The 19,965-nt window shown below is 69.9% G+C and carries 18 protein-coding genes and 2 pseudogenes; 9 read left to right on the plus strand and 11 right to left on the minus strand.

Annotation, left to right across the window (positions count from 1 at the left end):
- Positions 1-15 precede the first annotated feature (15 nt).
- Together ACRRRO_RS05960 and ACRRRO_RS05965 are read left to right on the plus strand one after the other, a co-directional pair.
- Positions 16-531: a DinB family protein gene (locus ACRRRO_RS05960; protein WP_424797379.1), complete on the plus strand. Its 516-nt coding sequence runs from the start codon at positions 16-18 to the stop codon at positions 529-531.
- Between the two features lie 81 nt (positions 532-612).
- Entirely contained in the window at positions 613-2,214 is a 1,602-nt protein-coding gene (locus ACRRRO_RS05965; protein WP_424797378.1) for a Na+/H+ antiporter NhaC family protein, read from the plus strand.
- An 87-nt stretch (positions 2,215-2,301) separates the two neighbouring features.
- Here the strand turns inward: ACRRRO_RS05965 and ACRRRO_RS05970 are convergent, their stop codons facing one another.
- The 4 genes and pseudogenes from ACRRRO_RS05970 to ACRRRO_RS05985 all read right to left on the minus strand — a co-directional run.
- Entirely contained in the window at positions 2,302-2,718 is a 417-nt protein-coding gene (locus tag ACRRRO_RS05970) for a YccF domain-containing protein (protein ID WP_424797377.1), read from the minus strand.
- 40 nt (positions 2,719-2,758) lie between these two features.
- Complete coding sequence (locus ACRRRO_RS05975) at positions 2,759-4,021, minus strand: MFS transporter (RefSeq protein ID WP_424797376.1); 1,263 nt, start codon at positions 4,019-4,021, stop codon at positions 2,759-2,761.
- A complete protein-coding gene (locus ACRRRO_RS05980) occupies positions 4,018-4,890 on the minus strand; it encodes a flavin-containing monooxygenase (protein ID WP_434081219.1) in 873 nt (290 codons plus the stop codon). Before ACRRRO_RS05980 ends, ACRRRO_RS05975 begins: the two co-directional genes overlap by 4 nt.
- 152 nt (positions 4,891-5,042) lie before the next feature.
- Positions 5,043-5,126: pseudogene (locus ACRRRO_RS05985) on the minus strand (hypothetical protein); the annotation flags it as partial.
- Between the two features lie 73 nt (positions 5,127-5,199).
- Between ACRRRO_RS05985 and ACRRRO_RS05990 the strand changes: the two are divergent.
- The 5 genes from ACRRRO_RS05990 to ACRRRO_RS06010 all read left to right on the plus strand — a co-directional run bounded on the left by ACRRRO_RS05990 (position 5,200) and on the right by ACRRRO_RS06010 (position 7,913).
- Positions 5,200-5,532 (plus strand): ArsR/SmtB family transcription factor, encoded by a 333-nt coding sequence (locus ACRRRO_RS05990; protein ID WP_424797374.1) that lies wholly within the window; start codon positions 5,200-5,202, stop codon positions 5,530-5,532.
- Positions 5,533-5,650: 118 nt separating this feature from the next.
- Positions 5,651-6,082 carry a YciI family protein gene (locus tag ACRRRO_RS05995; RefSeq protein WP_424797373.1) on the plus strand — a complete coding sequence of 144 codons (432 nt, stop codon included), beginning with the start codon at positions 5,651-5,653 and terminating at the stop codon, positions 6,080-6,082.
- A gap of 4 nt (positions 6,083-6,086) precedes the next feature.
- A complete protein-coding gene (locus ACRRRO_RS06000; protein ID WP_424797372.1) occupies positions 6,087-7,229 on the plus strand; it encodes an RNA polymerase sigma factor in 1,143 nt (380 codons plus the stop codon).
- Positions 7,230-7,275: 46 nt separating this feature from the next.
- The gene (locus tag ACRRRO_RS06005) at positions 7,276-7,521 is read left to right on the plus strand and encodes a type II toxin-antitoxin system VapB family antitoxin (RefSeq protein WP_424786643.1); all 246 of its coding nucleotides are present in this window, start codon (positions 7,276-7,278) and stop codon (positions 7,519-7,521) included.
- Positions 7,518-7,913 carry a type II toxin-antitoxin system VapC family toxin gene (locus ACRRRO_RS06010; RefSeq protein ID WP_424786644.1) on the plus strand — a complete coding sequence of 132 codons (396 nt, stop codon included), beginning with the start codon at positions 7,518-7,520 and terminating at the stop codon, positions 7,911-7,913. Before ACRRRO_RS06005 ends, ACRRRO_RS06010 begins: the two co-directional genes overlap by 4 nt.
- A gap of 53 nt (positions 7,914-7,966) precedes the next feature.
- Here ACRRRO_RS06010 and ACRRRO_RS06015 read toward each other — a convergent pair whose 3' ends face one another.
- From ACRRRO_RS06015 to ACRRRO_RS06045, 7 genes and pseudogenes are all read right to left on the minus strand, one after another.
- Positions 7,967-8,986, minus strand: coding sequence for a hypothetical protein (locus ACRRRO_RS06015; protein ID WP_434081220.1), 1,020 nt, complete (start codon positions 8,984-8,986; stop codon positions 7,967-7,969).
- A gap of 104 nt (positions 8,987-9,090) precedes the next feature.
- On the minus strand, positions 9,091-11,127 hold the full coding sequence (locus ACRRRO_RS06020; protein WP_434081556.1) for a UvrD-helicase domain-containing protein: 2,037 nt from the start codon (positions 11,125-11,127) through the stop codon (positions 9,091-9,093).
- A 36-nt stretch (positions 11,128-11,163) separates the two neighbouring features.
- Positions 11,164-12,401: pseudogene (locus tag ACRRRO_RS06025) on the minus strand (UvrD-helicase domain-containing protein); the annotation flags it as partial.
- Positions 12,398-13,792, minus strand: a complete 1,395-nt coding sequence (locus ACRRRO_RS06030; RefSeq protein WP_434081221.1) for a PD-(D/E)XK nuclease family protein — start codon at positions 13,790-13,792, stop codon at positions 12,398-12,400. The gene ACRRRO_RS06030 and the pseudogene ACRRRO_RS06025, both read right to left, overlap by 4 nt.
- The gene (locus ACRRRO_RS06035) at positions 13,789-15,465 is read right to left on the minus strand and encodes a hypothetical protein (protein WP_434081222.1); all 1,677 of its coding nucleotides are present in this window, start codon (positions 15,463-15,465) and stop codon (positions 13,789-13,791) included. The genes ACRRRO_RS06030 and ACRRRO_RS06035 overlap by 4 nt, the downstream gene beginning before the upstream one ends.
- A 584-nt stretch (positions 15,466-16,049) precedes the next feature.
- Positions 16,050-16,259: a response regulator transcription factor gene (locus tag ACRRRO_RS06040; protein ID WP_434081223.1), complete on the minus strand. Its 210-nt coding sequence runs from the start codon at positions 16,257-16,259 to the stop codon at positions 16,050-16,052.
- Positions 16,235-17,998: an ATP-binding response regulator gene (locus tag ACRRRO_RS06045; RefSeq protein ID WP_434081224.1), complete on the minus strand. Its 1,764-nt coding sequence runs from the start codon at positions 17,996-17,998 to the stop codon at positions 16,235-16,237. The genes ACRRRO_RS06040 and ACRRRO_RS06045 overlap by 25 nt, the downstream gene beginning before the upstream one ends.
- Positions 17,999-18,141: 143 nt before the next feature.
- Between ACRRRO_RS06045 and ACRRRO_RS06050 the strand changes: the two genes are divergently transcribed.
- Positions 18,142-19,095, plus strand: a complete 954-nt coding sequence (locus ACRRRO_RS06050; protein ID WP_424797366.1) for an ABC transporter ATP-binding protein — start codon at positions 18,142-18,144, stop codon at positions 19,093-19,095.
- A complete protein-coding gene (locus ACRRRO_RS06055) occupies positions 19,095-19,910 on the plus strand; it encodes a hypothetical protein (RefSeq protein ID WP_424797365.1) in 816 nt (271 codons plus the stop codon). The genes ACRRRO_RS06050 and ACRRRO_RS06055 overlap by 1 nt, the downstream gene beginning before the upstream one ends.
- Positions 19,911-19,965 lie beyond the last annotated feature (55 nt).

Consider the following 19,965-nt stretch of genomic DNA (forward strand, 5'->3'; position numbering starts at 1 on the left):
CTACGCTCGCCTTCCATGACCGTCGATGAGCAGGGCCGCCCCGAACCGCCGATGAACACCGATGAGGCGGGCACGACATTGGGGTTCCTGGACTTCCACCGGGCCACGCTGGCCTGGAAGTGCGACGGGCTGGACGCAGCCGGGCTGAACACCACCGTCGGTTCCTCCACGATGACGCTGGGCGGGATGCTCAAGCACCTGGCTTTCGTGGAGGACTTCTGGTTCGGCTATCGCATGGCCGGACGCGAGCCCGCGCCGCCGTGGGACACCGCCGACTGGGACGCCGACCCGGACTGGGACTGGCACTCCGCCGCCCAGGACGGCCCGCAAGAACTGCACCGGCTGTGGCGGGAGGCGGTGCAGCGGTCCCGGGACCTGGCCACCGAACTGATGGCCGACGACGGCGACCTCGCCCAGGTAGCGAAGCGTCCTTTTGCCGATGGTGGCGCCGTGAGCCTGCGGTGGGTTCTGGTGCACATGGTGGAGGAGTACGCCCGCCACAACGGTCATGCCGACCTGCTCCGCGAGTAACGATCGGGACAGCCACGGCCCATCCACTCCCGCGTCCGCCCTTCCGGTACTACTATCGCGCTCACCGGAAGGCGGACGATGATGACCGAGAACTATCCGATCCTGACGCTCATCCCCCCGTTGCTGGCAATCGGCCTGGCGATCGCCACCAGGAAGGTGCTGATCAGCCTGGGCCTGGGCGTGCTCGCCGCCGCGATCCTGATCGCCGAGTTCGACCCGCTCGCCACGTTGCGCGAGGTCTGGGCGTCATTCGCGGTGATCTTCTGGGACCAGGGCGCGGTCAACACCTGGTACGTCTACATCCTCATCTTCCTGTTGCTGCTCGGGGCGATCGCCGCGTTCATCATGATGTCCGGCGGCACCCGCGCACTGGCGGACTGGGCGATCACCCGGGTCACGAGCCGGCGCGGAGCCCAAGGGGTGCCGGCGGTGCTCGGGCTGATCATCTTCATCGACGACTACTTCAACGCCCTGGCGGTGGGCCAGGTCAGCCGCCCGGTGACGGACAAGCACCGGGTCTCTCGGGCCAAGCTCGCCTACATCGTGGACTCCACCTCCGCGCCGGTGGCGGTACTGGCCCCATTCTCCAGCTGGGGCGCCTACATCATGGGCCTGATCGCCCCGCTGGTGGCCGCCTCGGCCCTGACCATGGGCAGCCTGGAGGCGTTCCTGCGCGCCGCGGCCGCGAACTACTACGCGATCGCCGCCGTCATGCTGGTCTGGGTGATCGTTCTGCTCCGCCTGGACGTGGGCCCGATGCGCAAAGAGGAACGCCGCGCGCTGACCGAGGGGAGGGTCTACGCCGAGGGCGCCACAATCCCCGGTGAACTGGCCGAGGACCTGCCGGTGCACTACCCCGGCGTGCGGCGGGCGCTGGTCGTTCCGTTCCTGGCGCTGGTCCTCGGGGTGTTCGCCGGGCTGGCCCTCACCGGCTACCGCGCCGCCGGCACCTGGGACTGGGTGGCGATCCTGGCCGACACCGACGCCTCTGCCGCGCTGGTGCTCGGCGGGCTCATCGGCCTGGCCTTCGCCCTCTACTACTACTTCCGCAACACCTCGAAGAACCCGGACTTCTCCGCGTCCGAATTCGGCCGCGGGTGGCTCGAGGGCATCAAGTCGATGCTGCCGGCCATCGCGATCCTGCTCCTGGCCTGGACACTCGGCGACCTGATCGGGACGCTGGGCACCGGTGAGTATCTCGGCGACCTGGTCGAGCGAGCCGACATGCCCCCGGCCTGGCTGATCCCGGTGATGTTCGTCGTCGCCTCCCTGATCGCGTTCGCGACGGGCACGTCCTGGGGCTCGTTCGGCCTGCTGCTGCCGATCGCCGGGGCGATCATGACCTCGGTGAACCAGCCGGAGCTGTTGCTGCCGGCCTTCGGTGCGGTGCTGGCCGGGGCGGTGCTGGGTGATCACGTCTCCCCGATCTCGGACACCACGATCCTGTCCTCGACCGGGGCCGGCGCCAACGTCATCACCCACGTGGTGACCCAGGTGCCCTATGCGATCGCCGCAGGGGTCGCGGCCCTGGCCGGTTACGCGGTGCTGGCACTGACCGGCAGCGTCCTGGCCGGGCTTGCCGCCACGTTCGCGGCCATCGCCGCCTTCGTCCTCATCGGGCGCGCCCGCTCCACACCGCTGGACGAGCAGGTGACCACCGATCGCACCATCGCCCGCGGGTGAGGGCCCGGGCACCGCACGCCGCCGCGCAGGACTTCAGAGCACCGACGACGGCGACCGGCACCCGCCGGCAGTCTGCCGAAACCCTGGTCAGGGGTGCCCGGGCGCCGCGGCGAAGGGGTCCTCCCCGCGCGAGCGCACCGGGACGATCCGCTGACCCAGCGGCAAGAACGCCAACGGCACCATTTTCCAGCACGCGATCCCGAACGGGATGCCCACGATGGTCAGGCACAGCAACAACCCGGCAATCAGGTGACCGATCGCCAGTTCCCAGCCCAGCAGCACGATCCAGAGGATGTTACCGATCACGGCCAAGACCCCGAAGTCGGCCCGGAACTCGGTGCGGCGCCCAAACGGCCACAGCACGTAGCTCGCCAGCCGGAAGGAGGCGATGCCGAAGGGGATGGTGATGATCAGGATGCACGCGATCACCCCCGCGATCACGTACGCCAGCGCCAGCCACCAGCCGGCCAGGATAAACCACAGCACGTTCCCGAGCGTTCGCATGGCCTAACGGTAACGCTGCCACGGCGCTCCCGCGGGAGCGTCAACTGCTCGCGGTCGTGATACCGACGGGCGGCCCGGGCCCGCGATCGAGCAGGGCGGCGACCAGGGCGCCGATCAGGCTGAGCACGCCCATCACACCGAACGCCGCGGCGTAGTTTCCGAGCAGATCGGCCAGCACCGTCCCGGCCCAGGGGGCGAGCGCCACGGTCACCGTGATGGGCGCGGAGAGCACGCCCGTCAGCCGGCCGTAGTGGGCGGCGCCCCACCGGTCGCTGACGGCGGTGGCGTGGACGAGGGTGAACAGTCCTCTGGCCACCCCGGCACCGACGGCTGAGAGGATCAGCACCGTGGGCGAGGTGAACACGGCGAGGGCCGCGATGCTCAGCGCGACGGCGAGGAGGATCGCCACCGTTCGGGCGCGCACGCCGACGCGGGCGGACAGTGCGGGATAGGCGAGGCGCCCCACCACCTGCCCGGCGCCGCCCAGACCCAGCGCCAGGGCAGCGGAACGGGCATCCATCCCACGCTCGAGCAGCAATGGCACGAGGTTGATCAGGGCTGCGAACGCCGCGAACCCGGCAAGGGCCAGGGCGGTGACCACGGCGACGAAGCGCGGGCTACCCACGATGCGGGCGGGGGAGTCCGTCCCCGCAGCGTCGACGCTCCCCCGGCCCGGCCGGGCATCCGGCGCCGGCCACGGAGCGCGCAGACCCCACCAGTGGGCCGGCACGGTCACCACCAGCAGGATGACCGCCAGGGTGAGGTAGACGCCCCGCCAGGTCAGGTGTTCCTGCAGTGCGGCGGTCAACGGCGCGAACACCGAACTGGCCAGCCCGCCCGCCAAGGTCAGGATGGTCAGGGCGCGGACACGGTCCGGCCCGTACCAGCGGGCGATCGCGGTGAAGGCCGGTGGGTAGAGCACCCCCGCCATCGCGACGCCCGCGACCAGCCACCCGCCGGCGAAGGCGACCTGGTTCGGCGCCAGCGCGATCAGCACGAGCGCGGCGACGGCCAGCACCGAACCACCGGCCATGATCCGGCGCGGCCCGCTGACGTCCAGCCGGCGACCGAGCGGGATGCCCACGCCGGCCGAGATCAGGAGGCCGGTGGAGAAGGCGCCGGTGATCGCCGTCGTCGACCACCCGGTCCCGGCGGCGATGCCGGTGGCCAGCACCGGGAAGGCGTAGTAAAGCACCCCCCAACTGACGACCTGGGTGCCGCACAGCACACTCAGCACTCGCCGTCGTCCGTGCACCACCCCAGGTGACGCCGTAGCGCCGGCGCCGGATGCTGCCGGACTCACACCGCGGACATACTCGGCCGCACCTGATGCGCCGCGGTCGCCTTCCAGGACCCTCGGATGTGCGCGGCCAGCGGCGCCATCACGTGATCGGCGTCGCGGTGCACCCCGCGCAGGGTGTTGGAGGAGAAGGACCGCTGGAACTCCAGGCCCAGGTAGGCCAGCCCCATGTGGGTCATGGACAACCCGCCCGCGTGCAACGGTGCGCCCGTCTGGTCCAGCGCCCCCAGGGGCCGCAGGTACTCCAGCGCAGGGCGGTAGCCGGTGGCGAACAGCACCGCGTCCACCTGCTCACGGCTGCCGTCGGGCCACTCGATGCCGTCGTCGGTGAACCGGGTGAACATCGGCCGCCGGTCCAGGAGCCCGGTGGCGAAGGCCTGCTGGTAACCGCCGGTGTCGATCACCAGGGTGGCGGTGACCAATTGCGCCAACCAGTACGGCGGCAGCAGGTCGAACCCGGTCTCGACCAGGGCGTGGTGCAGGTCCAGGCCGTTGATCCGCTGCTCCCAGAACTGCAACGGCTGACGGGAGGCGAGCGTCACGGTGGCCGTGCGCGCCAACTCGACGGCGACCTGGACCGCAGAGTTGCCGCCCCCGACCACGATCACCCGCTTTCCCTGGTACTCGCTGGGATCACGGTAGTCGGCCACATGCGCCATGGTGCCGGCGAAGGTTTCCGAGCCCGGCAACGTCGGCAGATGCGGGTTGGCGAACGAACCGCTGGCGGCGACCAGGGCGGGGGCGGCCAGGGTGTCCCCGCCGGTGGTGTGCACCGCGAAACCATCGCCGTCGGACTCGACCGCGCGCACCCTGGTGTTGGTACGGATCTCGACGTCCAGGCTCTCGGCGTAGTTCTCCAGGTAGGTGACCACCTCATCGCGAGTGGGGTAGCGATCACCATCCCGGGGAAGGTGAATCCGGGGAATCCGCTGAACTGCGCCGGCGAGAACAGGGCGAGGCTGTTGTAGTAGTGGGGCCAGGAACCGACTGCTCGCTCCCCCGCCTCCAGCACGATCGGGCGAAGGTGGTGGTCCCGTGCCGCGCGCGCCGCGGCGAGGCCGGACTGCCCGCCGCCGATGATCAGGACTGTCTGCTGTGGTGTGCTCATGTGCCCAACATATCGACATATCCCGAAACGTCAATACGTTTTCGGGTACGATCTGAGCAGGAGGATTGAGCAGATGGCACAGGCAGCGGTTGCGGCCGGCGCGGACGCCGAGGCGATACCCGCGGAACTCCAGCCCGGCACGCACGACTTCCTCAAGGCGCTCGCCAGCCCCACCAGGCAGCGCATCATGTTGCTGTTCTTCGACGGCGCGGAGTTGTCGGTCGGCGAAGTGGCCGAGCGGGCCGGCGTCGGCCAATCGACGGCTTCGGAGCACCTGGCCCTGATGCGCCGCGGCGGTGTGGTCACGTCCGTTCGCGAGGGGAAGATCATCCGGTATCGCGGTGACCGCGACGGGATCAGGGCCGCCCTGACCGATCTGCAGGCCTACCTGGAAGTCTGCTGCTGACCTGCGCTCCGCGTCCTGACGCTTCCGCGGAAGCGCCCGATGTCGAATCGGGCAATCCGGTTCCGTCTACCAGGTGAGGGCGGCACAATGGCCGCCACCGACTCAGAGGGAGCCGACCATGGCCAAGTATCTGTTGCTCAAGCACTACCGGGGCGGACCGGAGCCCACCGGAGCCGCGGTGCCGATGGATGAGTGGACCGAGCAGGAGATCACCGATCACGTGGCATTCATGGACCACGTGGCCCAGGTGCTCACCGAACGCGGGGAGTTCGTCGATTCCCAGGCATTGTCCCCCCAGGGCACCTTCGTGCGCTTCGACGCCCAGGGCAAGGCCCCGGTGACCGACGGCCCGTTCGCGGAGACCAAGGATCTCATCGCCGGGTGGATGATCATCGACGTGGAATCGCAGGAGCGTGCCCACGAGGCGGCGGCGTTCCTCTCTTCCGCGCCGGGACCGGGTGGCAGGCCGCTGCAGGAGTGGATCGAGGTGCGCCCGTTCCTGACCCAGCAGGCCAGCGACGTGGAGACCTGGATGTCCGCGGCACAGTAGCGCGATGATCGACGACGACGGCGCTCGCCTGCGCGAGCTGGGTCCCCACGTGCTGGGGGTGCTGGTGCGCCGCGGCGCTGACTTCGCCTCCGCCGAGGACGCCGTCCAGGAAGCACTGCTGGAGGCGGTGCGACGGTGGCCGGCCGCCCACCCGGAGAACCCCCGGGCGTGGCTGGTCACCGTCGCCTGGCGCAAGTACACCGACGCCGTGCGCGCCGAGGCTGCCCGCGCCCGCCGGGAGCAGCGCGAGCACGACATTCCCGCCCCGGGGCCGGCGCAGCAGGCCGATGACACCTTGCTGCTGTTGTTCCTGGCCGCCCACCCGGCACTCACCCCGGCCTCGGCGGTGGCGCTGACGCTGCGTGCGGTGGCGGGGCTGACCACGGCGCAGATCGCCCGGGCCTACCTGGTGCCGGAGGCCACCATGGCCCAGCGGATCAGCCGTGCCAAGGCCGCCCTGCGGGGGAAGCGTCTGAATGAGCCCGGCGACCTGCGCACCGTGTTGAAGGTGCTCTACCTGATCTTCAACGAAGGCTACGACGGGCAGGTGGACCTGGCTGCCGAGGCCATCCGCCTGACGCGCCAGGCGGCCGCTGCGAGCGAGGAGCCGGAGGTTGCCGGCCTCCTGGCGCTAATGCTGATCCACCACGCCCGCCGGGCTACCCGTCATTCCGTTGGCGGTGACCTCATCCCGTTGGCACAGCAGGACCGCTCAGCCTGGGACACCGCCCTCATCGCCGAAGGCGTGCAGGTCCTGCAGTACGCCTTGGCCAGGGACCGGCTCGGGGAGTACCAGGCGCAGGCCGCGATCGCCGCGCTGCACGCCGACGCCCGATCGGCCGAGGAGACCGACTGGCCCCAGATCCTGCAGTGGTACGACGAACTCTCCGCGCTCACCGACAGCCCTGTCGTGGCGCTCAACCGGGCGGTCGCGCTCGGTCAGGTCGACGGTCCCCTCGCCGGCCTACGCGCTGCTGAAGCCATCCGGCATGATGTCCCACGCCATGCCGCCGTGCGCGCCTATCTCCACGAACGTGCCGGGAACTCCGAGCAAGCCCGCACTCTCTACCTGGAGGCGGCTCAGGCTGCGAGCAGCATCCCCGAGCGCGATCACCTCACCCGCCAAGCCGCCCGGCTGCAGTCATAGCCGCGAGGAAGAACGCTATATAGACATCTTCCTGATAGAGTGCCCTATGGCCCTGAACATCAAGGACCCAGAAACAGACCGGCTGGCTCGCGAGTTGTCCGCGGCCACCGGCGAGTCCATCACGGTCGCTACCCGACAAGCCCTCCAGGAACGCCTCGAGCGGGTCCGACGGCAACCGTCCAAGGGCCACGACCTCTCCGAGATCATCAATCGCGGCCGGGCCAGGCGGAACATGGACGATCGCACGGAGGACGAAATCCTCGGTTACGACGCCGCAGGGCTACCCGCGTGATCGCGGTCGATTCCTCGGCCCTCGTCGCGATCGTTCTCGGCGAACCCGAGGCCGAGACAATGCTCCACGCTCTTCAGCGCAAGCCCGCGATCCTCAACTCAGCGACGTTGGTCGAGTCCTCGATCGTCGTCGAGGCCCGGCAAGGTCCCGACGCCACACGCGACCTCGATCTGCTCATCGCAGGTGCGATCGATGAGGTCGTGCCCTTCGACCTTGCCCACGCCCAGGCTGCCCTGGAGGCATGGCGAAGGTTTGGAAAGGGCCGCCACCCGGCCGCTCTGAACTACGGTGACTGCCTCGCCTACGCCACCGCCCGCGTCCATGATGCTCCGCTGCTCTTCAAAGGCGAGGACTTTCCCAAGACCGATATCCCGGCCGCGAGCCCCAACTGACCCCGCAGCCGGCAGTCTCTCCACGACAGGTACGGTGACGGGCGGTGACACCCTCATCCACCCCCGGTGCGGCGCACGTACGTCTCCACCCCGCCGGTGCCGGTGCGTTCCCACACACTGTGCAGCATGGGAATCGTCCCCGACGTGACCACGCCGCGCCAGCGGTAACTGGTGGGCCAGCGTCGGAACACCGGCATCACCGTGGTGACCAGGCGCATCAGGAGTGGCAACTTCCCCGGACGCCACCGCTCGGTGACGTCCAGGTCACCGGTGACCTCGCCGTCGTCCCGCCTCAACGACCAGGATCCCCCGGTGAGGCGCACGTCGTCGACCCGCACATGCCACCTGCCCTGCTCCCGGGTGCCGGGAGCGATCGCGGTCAGGTCCGGCATCGCGGGGTCCAGGACGAGGTGCGCGGCGTGTCCTGCGGCGCGGGAGGTAAGCACAGCGGTCCCATCGGCGCCGGCGTTGACGACCGGCAGGTCCTGCAGCGCGCCTTCGTGTGCGCGGCCCAGGGTGGTTACGAGCAACGGTGCGGCGTACTTGATCAGCAACCGCCGGTGCAACCCGGCTCCAGGCAACCGCCCGATAGCCGCCTGTTCACCGTCGATTCGCAGCACCGGCGCCGTGCGCGTGCGGTGGACCAGGTCGAAGGCCGGCATCCACACCAGCAGCAGCGACTCCGGCTCGGCGATCGCAGCGCTGACGGGCGCCAGCAGGCCGGCGCGGCGCCGGGGCTTTCCATCCCGGTCATCAACGTGTACCTCGATCTGGCGTCCGTCGACGTCGGTGAGACTCGCGCGGGCCAGCACACCGTCCGGGGCTACCCGCAACTGCGCGACGTCGAAGGCAGTGGCCTGCCACGCGCCGGTGCCCCCGCCGAGGTGGTACCTGCTGCGGTCGAGCCGCAAGGCGGGGTCGAAGTAGTAGTCCACCCGCCGGTCGGCCCGCCGGGACAGGAATGCCAGCATCCCGGTGCCGTGGGCCTCGTCGTCGAACCACTGAAGTTCCAGGCCGTCATAGACCGGGTGGTCGGTGAACTCGCAGTTGAGCATCGCTGCGACCGTTTCCACCTGCAGGCTCAACGGGCTGTGGGCCATACCCCATCGAATCACGGCGCGGGGTTGGCGTCGTGGGCCCAAAGGCCCGTGTCGTGCCGGCTCACCCCGGTGTGGGATCAGCCCAACTGCACAGGCACCTCGCGCGCCACCGCCCCCTCGGGGTGCAGGAACAGAAGTACGCAGCGCACGCGCCGGCCGGTAGCCCGGGACAGGCACGTGGCGTAGGCCTGCATCTGCGGTTGGTAGTAGGCGATGCGGGACTCGATCGCGGCCGCAGGGACCGCGTCGGTCTTATAGTCCACGATGACGAGGCCCCCACTGCCGTCGTCGTAGACCAGGTCCACGTAGCCTTCCAGGATCGTGCCGTCCTCCTGGGTGGTGCCCACGTACGTCTCTCGCCAGTGACGGCGGGTGGCGGCCTCGCGCACCACCTCGGACTGCACCGCTGACTTCACGAGGGCAGCGACCAGTTCCTGGTGCTCAGTGACGCCCTCGGCCACGCACTGGGCATCGATCGCCGCGTCCGGAACCTGCCCTGCGCCCAGGTCCACGCTTTGCAGCACCCCGTGCACGGCCCGGCCGATCGCCGAGCCGTACCGTCCCTTGGACCACGGCGGCAGCACCAGGTCCCGCTGGGCCTTGTGGGAGCCCGGGTCGGCGTCGGTAAGCACCACGGTGGGCTCGGTCCCTTCCAGCCCCGAGGCCACCATGGCCGCGTCACGGTTCGCGCTGTCGCGTGCCCGATCCCGCGTGGCCACCCACTCCTGCCACGTCGGTGCCGGCACCACCTCGGTCTCCACGCGGCCGAGCGCCAGGGACTGTGAGACGGGTAGGTCCTCCAACCGCTCCGCGTTCGCAGCACCCTCGGCCGCAGCGATGACCTTCGCCGCGGTCTGCGACTTCGAACCACGGTCCCGGTGCAGGGACACCACCAGATGGTCCCGCGCCCGGGTGGCCCCGACGTAGAGCAACCGCATCCGCTCGGCAGTGTCCATCTGCTCATCGACGGGCAGCGCATCGGTGAAGTCGGAGGTTTGCAGGCGCGAGGTGATGCGCACCTCGTACCCGCCCTCGGCGGGCCAGAGAAGCTGCAGTCCGCGGTTGGTCCGCGGCTGCGAGGTCATCCCGGACATGATGACCACGGGATACTCCAGGCCCTTGGCGGCGTGGATGGTGGAGATGTGCACCGCATCGACGTCGGTTTCGGGCAGCACCGATTCGCTGACCCGGGAGGATTCGTCACCTTGGCGGGCGGCCCACGCCAGGTAGGAGCGCAACCCGCCCCGGGTGACCTGTGACCACGCCCGGGCCTGATCCACCACGAACCGCAGCCGGCGCCACACATCCCGCCGGTCCAACCGACCGGTGGCGGCCACCTCGAACATGCGCCGCTCGGCGACGATCGCCTCCAGCACCTGGCTCGGAGTGGACCACCGGGCCTGCCGGGCCAGCGAACGCAGCGCCTCCAGACCCGTGGCTACCGGACCGGTGCGCACCGGTTCCGGCAGTTGCTCATCGGACTGCCACCGCAAGGTGAACCTGCCGCCGTGCCGGCGCCATTCCCACAGGTCATCGTCGCCGCAGCCGAACAACGTCGAGCGCAGCGCGGTGACCAGGGACAACTCGTCGCTGAAATCCGCGATCTCCCGCGCGCACGCCATCAGGGCCCGGATCTCAGCGGCCTGGTACACCAGCGAACTGGCCTCGGCCCGGTAGGGCACCCCCGCGTGGGTCAGGGCTGCCTCCAGATAGGACAGTGAGGTGCGGGCCGGCACCAGGACGGCGATGTCGGCCGGGCGCACGGCCCGCCACTGATCGCCCTGCTGTACCTGCCACCCCTCGGTGAGCATGAGGCGGATGGATTCTGCGACGTCGTCGGCCTCCAGGATGCGCAACCGCTCGGCGGTCAATTTCCCTTCCGGTTGCGCGTCGGCGTCGTGACCCGCGGCGCCCAGCACGGTGACCGCCGGCCCGGAGGGTGGGCCCTGGATGCGGTAGGAGTCCAGGGGTTGGTACTCCGGTTGCCGACCCTCTTCGGCGGAGATCAGTTGGGAGAACACGTGGTTCACCCAGGTCAGGATCGGGTCGAGGGTACGGAAGTTCGTGGTCAAGGACACCGCGGTGCCCAGGTGTTCCTGGGCGTTGAGGTACATGTTGATGTCCGCGCGGCGGAACCGGTAGATCGACTGTTTGGCGTCGCCGACCACGAACAACCGCCCCTCTGGGACGTGCACGCCTTGCCAGTCCGGTTCGGAAGCCTGCTCGCCGCCGGCGATGCGAACGGCGAGTTCGATCTGGATCGGGTCGGTGTCCTGGAACTCATCGAGCAGCAGCCGCTGGTAGGTGCGGTGCAGCGCGGGCGTACCTCGGGGTTGTGGCGCAACAGGTCCCGGGTGAGCACGAGCAGGTCGTGGAACTCCAGACGGCCATCGCGCCGGCGTTCCATCGCGGCGGCCAGCACCCGTTCGGCCGTCCAGTAGGTCACCGCCCGCAGGCACCGGTCCAGCACCTTGGCGATCGCCCGCTGAGCGTCCTCGACCAAGGCGGTGCCAGCGGCGCGGACTTCGTTGATATCGCAGGACCAGTTGCGGCTGTTTCCGGTGCGTGGGCCGAACTTCAGGCCGGCGAGTTGCTGCAGCGCAGCCACCTGGGCAGCGTCGTCGCGGGCTGTGCGCAGGGCGTGGGTGGCGGAAGTGAGCACCGGAAACCGCTTGAATAGGTTGTCTTCGGCGTCGGTGCAGTGTTCGGCAAGGTCAAGTACGTCGATGGCTTGTCGTCGCACGCCGGAGGTGTCCGGGACCACCACGCGGGCCGGTGGGTGGGGCAGGATGCGGTCGGCGATCAGGTCCCAGTCGTTACCGAGGGCGCGGGCCAGGGACGGGATGTGCGTGTCGATCTTCAGGCCTGCGGCCATGCCCAGCAGCAGCGCCGGCTCCATCGACTCATCGTCCAGGAGCTCGGTGAGGATCTGGGACCACCGGTCCTCGAAGGCCACCGAGGAGGCCACCTCATCCATGACCTCCACCAGCGGCGGCAGCCCGGCGGCGATGGCGTGCTCGGTGAGGATCCGTTGGGCGAAGGAGTGCAGGGTGCCCACGGCCGCGCGGTCCAGTTCGTCCAGTGCGGTGGCGGCCCGGTCACGGTGGAGCTGGGTTTCATCGTCGATCGGTTCGGCGCGCCAGGCCTGTTGGAAGCGGGAGCGCAGCCGGTCGCGAAGTTCCGCACCGGCCTTCTCGGTGAAGGTGACGGCGGCGATGTGAGCCATGGAGACGCCGTCGTGCAGCACCAGGGTGGCGATGCGGTCCACCAGGGCCCGGGTCTTGCCCGAGCCGGCGCCGGCGTTGACGAACAGGGTCGAAGCGGTGTCGGTGGTGATCCGGTCCCGCACGGACTGGTCCCGAAGCGCCACGGCCTGGTCGGTACTCATGCGTCCTCCTGGTCCAGAGCCTCGGGTTCCAGCAGTGCCACCAGGTGGGCCAGCGCCGGGTCGTGACGTTGCCGCTCCCAGCGTTCGCGCGCGGTGGCGTGCCCGATGCCGTCGGGGTTGCAGTAGGCGCACTGGACCCACATGAAGTCCGGGGTCTCGGGTGGTCGTGGTGGGAACAGGCCGGCACTGACCGACTCGGTGAGCAGATCGACGGTGGAGGCCAGCGCCTCGATCACCGGGGCGTCCACCTCGATGCCGACGTAACCGGGTTCCTTGCGCACGAACCAGTACTCGGCCTGCACCGGCGAATCAGGGTTCCCGAACCGGTCGCGGGCGGCGAGCCCGTACACCGGGAGCTGCAACCGGGTGCCCCCGGCGAGGGGGTTGTCCGGCTTGATGGCCTCGAAGGATCGTCTCGACCCGGTCTTGATGTCGGTGACGTAGACCGTGCCGTCCTGGCCGAGGTCCACCTTGTCCGCGCTCCCGAGCAGCAGCACGTTGCCGTTGGGCACCTGCAGGGTGACCGGATCCTGGCCGCCGAGCCCGAAGGGCATCTCGCTGGCAGCCACCCGGGCGGCGCGTTCGGCGCGGCGTTCATCATCGGCGTCCAACATGGCCGCCATGTCCACCTCGAGTTGGTCGCGTTCGCGGCGCCACAGCCGTGGGTGACCGGTGAGCCCGTCGGCTTCCATGGCTGCGGCTTGCTCGTGCAGGATCCCGATGAGCCGGGAGCGGTGGGCCGCGGACCATGGTTCGCCGAAGCCGGGTAGGTCATCGGCGAACTCACGGGCCAGTGTGTCGAAACTGCGGTGCACCAGGTTCCCGACCTCCATCGGGGAGATGGTGATGAGGTCTTCGGGTTGCTCGATCGGGCGCACCCCCAGCACTCGTTCGACGAAGAACGAGTGCGGGCAGGACACGTACCGCTCCAGGGCGGTGGGTGAGATGGGGCGGCGGCCGTCGCGATAGTCGGGCAGGTCTGTGCTGGCGGTGAGGTTGCCGTCGTACCGGGTGAACGCGGCACCGGCCCGGGCGCGCAGGGTCTCCTGGGCGGCATGGACGACGGCGTCGTTGAGTTGGTCGGTGGCCGCGGCCCGGGTGCGCCACTCCTGGTCGGTGGCGAGGCGTTGCCCGCGCAGGAGTTCGGCGGAGAAGGAACTGGAGGTGCTCAGTGCCCCGCCGAGGTCCCCGACCGTGTCCCAGTCGGTGGCGGCCAGGGTGTTGTCCCCGGCGAGTTCACGCAGGGTGCCCAGCAGCCAGCGGCTGGGTAGGCGGCGGGAGGAACTCCGTAGGTCCCCGCGGGGGAAGGAGGCGACGACGTGCGGTGCGGCTGCGAACGCGGCGAGCAGGTGCCGGTAGGCGGTGCCTTGCCGGTCCCGCAGGGTGGTCAAGGGGCCGACGGCGGAGCGCACCGGGTCGGGCAGCAGCGAGTCCCGCTGGGTCGTCCGGGGTAGAGGTCCTCGCTCAGGCCCAGCACGTACACGACGTCGGCGTCGAGCCCGACGGCGTGGGACAGCGGCGCGACGAGCACGCCGTCGCCGAAGCGGCCCAGGCGGGGGATGGCCTCGCTGAGGTCGGCGTCCAGGGCTTGGCGCAGGGCCGCCAGGGAGGCGGTGGAGTCGATGTCATCGAGGATGCTCAGGGCGCCCAGCGTGGTGCGGATGGCGGCTGCGGCGTACTGCTCCTCCGGTGGGAGGGCGGTCAGGTCGCCCGGTTCGCCGAAGCAGGTGGTGATGAGGTCCTGGCACCAGGTGGCCAGGTCCGTCCAGCCGGTCATCTGGGTGGCGCGCTGGAGTTCGCCGGCCAGGTGGTGCACGAACTGCTGCAGGTCCGCCGCGGCCTGCGCCTGGGCGGTGGCGTACCGCACTGCACCGTCGCGATCGTCCTCGTGGGCCCGGTCGGCGCGCGTGTGTTGCTGCTGGATATAGCGGTCCAGGCGGGTGCGCCAGTCGGTGCCGCTCACCACCCCGGCCTCCCGGGAGATGCGTTCCCATCGGGCCACCGGCACCCGACCGCCGGTGAAGGTAAGGAACGGGGCGTCAGCCAAGGTGCGGAACAACCCGGCGCGGGGCATCTCATCAGCAGCCAGGTCAAGCAGCCCGAGGACCGCGCGGGACAGCGCGCGGTCGATGATCGGGCGCGACCCGGTGCCGTTGATCCGCACCCCGGCGTCGCGCAGGTGGTCGTGCAGCAGGGCGGCGTAGGGGTCGGCGGCGGTGTAGAGCACGGCGATTCGATGTGCCTGGGCGTTGTTGAGGTCGTCTAGGACGTGGCGCACCACGGTGCGTACTTCGTCGTCGGAGTCGGAGGTGTTCAGGATCCCGGTGGCGGTGGGCACGGGCGCGTCCAGCCGTTCGAGTGCGTCGCTTGCGATGAGTCGGTGGGACCCTTCGTCCGCGCGTGCCACCCCGCTGCTGCCGAGGAGCACCGTGACCTCGTTGTTCCTGGCGAGAGCGTGCAGGAATGACTGCTCGGCGACGGTGAGGTCTTGCGGGAGGTAGACGATCACCGCGGCGGCGAGCGGGTCCAACGGAATGTGGCCTGTCGCGGTGGTGAGGATGTCGGTGCGGTCGTACCACTGCGGGGCCATGGCGGTGACCACCTGGCGGTGCAGCCGAACCAGGTCACGGCTCACCGTGCCCGCGGCGGAAACCTGATCGAGTTCGGCTTCGGACAGGTCGCGCAGTTCGGTGTGCGCTTGCATCAGGGCCTGCACGGTGGCGGGATGGTCGGCGGTTTCTTCGAAGATGCCGGGGTCGGTGGCGAGCGCGCGGCGCCATCCTGCTGCGAGGACTTGGCGGGTCAGTGGGCGGCGCGGAGCCAGAATCGGGGTGGCGAGTTGTTCGGCCAGCCGTGTGGTGACGGTGATGTCGATCCCGGCGATACCTGGCCCATGGGGCGATCCCTCGCGGGCGAGATGACGCCGGGCGACCGTGCCCGCGATATTGCTCGGCGCGAGCACCAGTACTGGGGCCATGGGGTCCTCGGCTTTGACCTGGTTGACCACCGCATGGAGCCGGTCCAGGGCCGGTAGGCCGTAGGCCGTTGTGATGTGCTGCAGCATTACCTACCCCCGCGCCGAACCGCCGTTCACCTCATTAGAACAGGCGCCGGTGACATCCGGGGACGCTTTGCAGGCCTGGAAGAGGGGATCGTCCCGAGCATGGCTCGCCTACCGCTGCAGGTCGCTCGGACACACACATCCGACACGGCAACTGAGCGGCACGAAGAATCTGATCAAGTGTCGGCTCGGCCGCCACGCCACTACAGCCCGAAAGTCACCTTTGGAACGCCCACCAATTGCTGGGCGAGTTCGCGGTCCATTTGGAGAGTCTGACTTACCTTCGGCTTGCTCGCTCGAGTGTCCGAGCCGTAGGTGCTTAGCGTGAGATACGCGACGCCTCCGTCACTGTGCGTGACCTGCCAAGTGCAATCGACCTCGGTGGGATGAATACGTCCATCGGACTTTGCCTGAGTGAGGGAGCGGATGCGAGCCATGCGTGGAGACTACCGACGCTTCCGATCGGACGGAGCCACTTCAGGGACTCACAGAGTGGCAGTGGTCCATCGTTAGTTAGCACTCGTGGCGTATCGTCTGGGCCGGTCGGAACTACGGGCGATTCGGGTCCTTCGAGCGCCCCGCCAGATTCATTCTCCCCCCCGCGCATCCCGCACCGCGAGCGCCACTTTCACCCGGTTGTCCACCCCCAACTTCGCCAGCACGTGTCCCACGTGGGTCTTCACCGTGGTCTCCGACATGTACAGCGCTGCCGCGATCTCCGCATTCGAGGCGCCCTCACCCACCAGGTCGGCCACCTCCCGCTCCCGCGGGGTCAAGGTCGCCAGCGCCTCGGCCACCGTCTCGGCTCGCTCCCGGGCGGCGGCTGAACCGTCCTCGGTGAACCGGTCCAGCAGCATCCGGGTAGCCCCCGCGAGAGCATCGCGTCCCCGTGGGCCACCGTATGCACCGCTTGCACGATGCCCTGCGGGGAGGTGTCCTTCAGCAAGAAACCCGAAGCCCCGGCGCGCAGCGCACCGGCCACATAGGAATCTGCACCGAACGTGGTCAGCACGCACACCTGAGTGCCGGGCACCGCGCGCAGCACCTCCGCCGTCGCAGCAATACCGTCCAGTTCCGGCATTCGAATATCCATCAGCACCACATCGGGACGGTGCGCTCGCGCCTGCTCCACGGCTTCCCGGCCATCGGCGGCCTCAGCCACCACCTCGAGCCGGGCGTCCGAGCCCAGGATCATCCGGAGGCTGGATCGCACCAGCGCATCATCGTCAGCGATCAGCACCCGGATCATCGCCGCTCCTCCCCTAACCCGTCTCGCACCTCGTCCGAGGCCCCCGAACTCCCGACCCCTTGAGCCGGCAGTTCCGCCCGCAGCACCCACCGCTCCCCCATCGGCCCGGCCTCCAGCGTGCCCCCCCAGCACCCGCACCCGCTCGGCCAGTGAGGCCAACCCCATCCCGGCCCGAGCAGCCTCCCCGCGCCCAGCAGAATCCCGGCGCCCAGCAGACCCCTGCAACGGATTGCTCACCTCCACCACCACAGCCTCACGGCCTCCCCCGCGCACCGAGACCTCCACCGAGCCCCCGCACCCGTGTCGCAGCGCATTGGTCAGCCCCTCTTGCACGATCCGGTAGATGGCCCGTCCCACGGCCGGACCCACCTCCTCGTCCACCGCGAGCGCGAGTTCCACCTGCACCCCGGCCGAGCGGGTCCGCTCCACCAGGGCAGGCACCTCCTCAAGGCCTGCCTGCGGGGCCAGGGGAGCGTCGTCGTCGACCATCATGTCCAGCAGTCCGCGCAACTCCGCCTGCGCCTCCCCGGCCGTCTGCCGTAGCGATTTGGCCTGGGCTTCGACCACCTCCCGCTCGGCGTCGGGGTTCACTTCCAGGGCGCCGGCTTGCATGGAGATGAGCGCCAGTTTGTGGCCCACCACGTCATGCATCTCCCCAGAGATGCGCTCCCGCTCGGCGGCCACGGCCCGGGCGGCCCGCAGTTCCTGCTCCTCCTCTGCCCGCCGGGCCCGTTCGCGCAGCGTCGCCACAAGGGCCCGGCGCTGGGCGAGGAACGCCCCCAGCAGCATCGGCAACCCGATCAAGAGCGCCAACTCGGCGGCCAACTCCAGCCACGGTTCGAGCAGAGCCGGCACCGGCTCTCCCTCGAACGTCAGTCCGGCGCCCATGGTCGACGGGAACGCCTGCACCTGGAAACTGATCACTACCAGCCCCGCGGCCAGCGCCGCCACCAGAGCGGTGAGGCGGTCCCGGCGCCGTAGCACCAGGGAGAACATCGCCACCGGCAGCACCGCATCGGTGCTGGTGGCCACCAGCACCAGTGCCACCACGGGCAGCACCAGCGGGCGGTGGTGACGCACCAGCACGCCCCACACCACCGCCGGAACGGCCAGGGCGATCAGCACTCGCTGCCAGGTGTGCGCGTCGGGTTCGATGATCGCGGAGACGCACGAGCCGACAGTGATGAGCAGGTACAGCCAGGTCCACCCGCCCAGCCACCGGTGCGGCCACCCGCGCGAACCTGCCCGCGCCGGACCGCCGCTCACCGCTTCTGGACTGGCCCTCACGCGCCTCAGCCTACGGGCGGCCCTGCGCGCGGGTCCTCCTGCTTTGGTGTCCCACGACCCCGGCGGGCCTACTACCTTGGTCGCAGCACACTCCGGCCGTAGGCAGGAGGATCGCCACCCGCCACCGCGGCAGGCTGCTGGGCATGATCACTTATGAGAACGTGACCAAGCGATACGGCGGGCGCACCGTCGTCGACGACGTGACCTTCACCGCCCCGGCGGGCGCGGTGACCGCGTTCCTGGGGCCCAACGGTGCCGGGAAGTCCACCAGCATGCGGATCCTGGCCGGCCTGTCCCGGGCCGATTCGGGCGCAGCCCTGGTGAACGGGCAGACGGTGACCCAGTTGCCCAACCCCGGGCGCGTGGTAGGCCTGATGCTCGATGCCAGTGCCCTGCACCGCGGGCGCACCTGCGCAGAATCGGTGCAGATGGCCGCCGCTGCCACCGGGGTGGGAACGCAGCGGGCGCGCGATGCCTTGGACGCCGTGGGCCTGGGCGCAGCCGCCGGACTACGGGTGGCGGCGTGCTCGCTGGGGATGCGCCAGCGGCTCGGCCTCGCGGTGGCCCTGGTCGGCAGACCCCGGGCGCTGGTGCTCGACGAACCGTTCAACGGCCTGGACCCCGAAGCGATCCACGACCTGCGCTCGGTGCTGCGCGACTTCTCCGCGACCGGCGGGGCGGTGCTGCTGTCCTCCCACCTGCTGGGTGAAGTGCAGTCCGTGGCCGACCGGCTCGTGGTGCTGCGCGCCGGCACCGTGGTGGCCAACGGCAGTGCGCCTGATCTCACCGCGGCGGGGCGCACCAGGGTGCGAGCCGAGCGATCGGGCGACCTGCAACAGGCACTGACCGGTGACGGGCTGCAGGTCACGGCCGAGGACGGCGACTGGCTGACCGTAGCGGCCCCGCCCGGGCAGGTCGGTCACCTCGCCCTGGCTGCCGGGATCGCGCTGACCGGCCTGGAGGAGCGACGCACCGACCTGACCGACCTGTTCCTGACCCTGACGTCCGGCGACTCGGCCCACGACGCCGGATCAACCCACGATGCCACTGACGACACCGAGACCGACCCCAACCACGACACTGCGAGGGCAGCCTGATGACCAGCACGACCACCAGCCCACCGACACCGGCCGCGTCGAGCCCTCTCGCACGCCTGCTGGACTCGACCTCCGCTGGCACCCCGGCCCAGCCGATCACCATGCGCACCCGTCTCTACCTGGAACTGCGTAAGGCGCTGAACACCCGCTCGGGACTCATCCTGACTCTGGCGGCTCTGGCGTGGGCGCCCCTGGTGCTGATCGCCTCGCTCGTTGCCGTGGGCACCAGCGGGCACGACGCCGAGACGATCCTGGGCATCGGTGCCACCGGTGTGGCGGTGCTGTTGCCGATCGTCACGTTGTTGCACGTGACCGGCGAGTGGGGGCAACGCTCGATCCTCACCACCTTCTCCCTGGATCCCGCGCGCGGGAGGATCCTGGTCGCCAAGGTCTTGGCCGGTCAGGTGCTCGCGCTGGCCGTGATCGCCTCCGCACTCGCCTTCTCCCTGATCACCGCGCTCCTGATGGGAGTGGACCTGGGTGGCACTCGGGATCTGGGGCGCGTCCTGCTGGGTTTGGCGGCCGGGGGGACGCTGTATGCCCTGATGGGCTCGGCCCTGGGTGCCATGACCCTGTCCACCCCGCTGGGCCTGGGCGTTCTGCTGGTCGCGCCGCAGCTGGTGCTGAACCTGGGCCCCTTGGCCGGCGAGCGCTGGGCAGAGGTGGGGCCCTGGGTGGAGATCAGCATGCGCCTGGGCGAACTCACCGGCGGCACCGTCGCGCACTGGGGCCATCTGGCCGTGGCGTGCGCGCTCTGGATCGCCCTGCCGCTGGTTGTTGGGTTCTGGAGGGTTCGCCGGGCCGACGTGGCCTGAGGCTCTGCCGAGCTGCCCGGTCTCAGATCGCCATCGCCTCGCACTCAGGTATAGA

The organism is Sanguibacter sp. Z1732, from assembly GCF_051020515.1.
Taxonomy (GTDB): Bacteria; Actinomycetota; Actinomycetes; order Actinomycetales; family Beutenbergiaceae; genus CALKWS01.